Source organism: Streptomyces sp. NPDC000941 (assembly GCF_053599555.1).
The window spans coordinates 1-3,143 of sequence record NZ_JBSFMM010000464.1; the positions used below are offsets into that span (position 1 = coordinate 1).

The following is a 3,143-nucleotide window of genomic DNA, read 5'->3' on the forward strand; positions in this document are numbered from 1 at the left end:
TTGATGGATGTGGTGCGGCAGGTTGAGGGTGCGCCGTCGTTGGAGCGGGTGGATGTGGTGCAGCCGGTGTCGTGGGCGGTGATGGTGTCGCTCGCGGCCATGTGGCGATCCTCCGGCGTCGAGCCGGACGCGGTGGTGGGTCACTCGCAGGGTGAGATCGCCGCCGCGTGTGTGGCGGGTGCGTTGTCGCTGGAGGACGGCGCGCGGGTGGTGGCGTTGCGCAGCCAGGCCATTGCGCGTCGGCTTGCGGGTGCTGGGGGTATGGCGTCGGTGCCGTTGCCGGTCGCCGAGGTCGAGGCGCGGCTGGAGCGGTGGGCTGGCCGGGTGTCGGTCGCCGCGGTCAACGGCCCCCGCTCGGTCGTCGTGTCCGGCGACCGGGAGGCGTTGGACGAGCTGGTCGAGGAGCTGACGGGCGAGGAGGTGCGTATCCGCCGTATCGCGGTGGACTACGCCTCGCACTCCGCTCATGTCGAGGGGATCCACGAGGAACTGCTGACGGAGCTCGCGCCGGTCGTGCCGCACGCAGCAGAGGTTCCGTTCTTCTCCACGGTGACCGGTGAGTGGCTTGAGGGTGGTGAGCTGGGCGCGGACTACTGGTACCGCAATCTGCGGCAGACGGTGGGCTTCGAGCCCGCCGTACGGGAGCTGCTGGCCCGGCGCCACCGGGCGTTCATCGAGGTCAGCGCCCATCCCGTACTGACCGTCGGGGTTCAGGAGACGGTCGACGACGTCGATGTGACTGCTGTGGTCGTGGGCACTTTGCGCCGGGACCAGGGCGGCAGCGACCGGTTCCTGGCCTCGCTGGCGGAGGTCTTCGTCCGTGGTGGCGCTGTCGACTGGACGAGTGTGTTCACGGACACCGGCGCCCGCCGCGTCGACCTGCCCACCTACGCCTTCCAGCGACAGCGCTACTGGCCCTCCGAGTCCACGCAGGCAGGCGATGTGACCGCCGCCGGTCTGGTGTCCCCCGAGCATCCGCTGCTCGGCGCCGCCGTGGAACTGGCTGACTCCGAGGGCCTGCTGTTCACCGGCAGTCTGTCGCTGCGGTCGCATCCGTGGCTGGCGGATCACGCCGTGGGCGGCGTGGTGCTCTTCCCGGGCACCGGTTTTCTGGAGTTGGCGATCCGTGCCGGCGACCAGGTCGGCTGCGACCTGGTCGATGAACTCACGCTCGCGGCCCCCCTGGTGGTGCCGGAGCGCGACGCGGTCGCGGTCCAGCTGCGGGTGGGGGCGCCCGATCCCTCCGGCCACCGCAGCCTCAGCGTGTACTCACGGCCCGCGGACGCGGCCGAGCAGCCGTGGTTGCAGCACGCCACCGGTGTGCTGGCGCACGGTGAGCGGACGGCCGACTTCGACGCCACCGTATGGCCGCCCACCGGCGCGGTCGTCGCCGACATGGAAGGTTTCTACGAGCGGTTCGCCGAGGGCGGCGTCGGCTACGGCCCGGTGTTCCAGGGGCTGCGTGCGGTGTGGCGGACCGAGGACGAGGTGTTCGCCGAGGTCGCGCTGCCGGAGCAGGTGAACGACGCCACGTCGTACGGAATCCACCCGGCCCTGCTGGACGCGGCGCTGCACGCCGTATCGTTCGCCGACCTCCCGGGGGCGGACCCGGAGTCCGAGCGGGGCCGGCTGCTGTTCTCGCTGAGCGGTGTCTCCTTGCACGCCAACGGGGCGTCCGTGCTGCGGGTGCGGCTGGCCCACGACGCCGCCGGGTCGCTGAGCCTGGCAGCGGCCGACTCGGCTGGTGCCCCTGTCATCTCGGTCGAGTCCGTGGCGATCCGCCCGGTGTCCGCGGAGCAACTGACCGCCGGGAACACCGCGGGCCGCGCCCACGATTCGCTCTATCGACTGGACTGGGTGGCGGCCCCGGCCCCCGCCGCCTCGCAGTCCGCAGACGGGCCGGAGACGGTCGAGCTGTCCGCGGACGCGCTCGCGCACCTGGTGTCGCTGGAAACGGTGCCGGACGTGGTCATGGTCGAGGTCGGCGCGCTCGGTGCCACCGGCCCCGTAGGACACACCGAGGTCCCGGACGGGGCGGGTTCGACGCACCAGGTGACGGCCCGGGTGCTGGAGCTGGTCCAGCACTGGGCGGCCGACGAGCGGTACGCGGACTCCCGCCTGGTGTTCATCACGCGCGGCGCCATCGCGGCGAGGAGCGGCGACACCGTGGCGGATCCGCGCGCCGCGGCCGTATGGGGCCTGCTGCGCTCGGCGCAGACGGAGTACCCGGGACACTTCCTCCTGGCCGACCTCGAAGATCGGCAGCAGGCCGCCGAGGTGCTGGTCGACGTCATCGCGTCCGGTGAGCCGCAGGTCGTGGTCCGGGACGGCGTCGTGCTCGTCGGCCGGCTGGCCTCCGTCGCCTCGTCCGCCGGGCTGCTGCCTCCTCCCGGCGGGGTGCCGTGGCGGCTGGAGAGCCGGCGCAAGGGCAGCCTGGACGCCCTCGAACTGATCACCGAAGCGCCCCAGGAGCAGCTTGCCACCGGTCAGGTACGGATGGCCGTACACGCCGCCGGACTCAACTTCCGCGATGTGCTCAACGCACTGGACATGTACCCGGGCGACCCCGGCCTGATGGGCAGCGAGGCCGCTGGTGTGATCGTCGAGACCGGCTCCGGGGTGACCGGACTCCGTGTCGGGGACAGGGTCCTTGGTGTCGTGGCCGGCGGCTTCGGCCCGCTCGCGGCCGTCGATCAGCGCATGCTCGTCAAGGTGCCTGATGGGTGGTCGTTGGAGGATGCCGCGGCGGTGCCGGTGGCGTTCCTCACCGCGTATTACGGTCTGGTGGATTTGGCGGGGTTGTCGTCGGGTGAGTCGGTGCTGGTGCATGCGGGTGCCGGTGGTGTGGGGATGGCGGCGGTTCAGCTGGCGCGGCATCTGGGCGCCGAGGTGTTCGCGACCGCGAGTGAGTCGAAGTGGGATGCGTTGCGGTCGCTGGGGATTCCGGACGACCACATCGCCTCGTCCCGTTCGACGGACTTCGAGGAGCGGTTCTTCGAGGTGACCGGTGGGCGGGGTGTGGATGTGGTGCTGAACTCGCTGGCGGGGGAGTTCATCGACGCGTCGGTGCGGCTGCTGCGGTCGGGTGGCCGGTTCGTGGAGATGGGCAAGACCGACATCCGCGACGCGGAAACGGTGGACGG

1 protein-coding gene is annotated in these 3,143 nt (G+C 71.6%); it reads left to right on the forward strand.

The window, feature by feature from the left end; genetic code table 11:
• Positions 1 to 3: 3 nt before the first annotated feature.
• The coding region (locus ACWDSL_RS52680; protein WP_450496808.1) for an acyltransferase domain-containing protein at positions 4 to 3,143 on the forward strand (3,140 nt) is incomplete at its 3' end.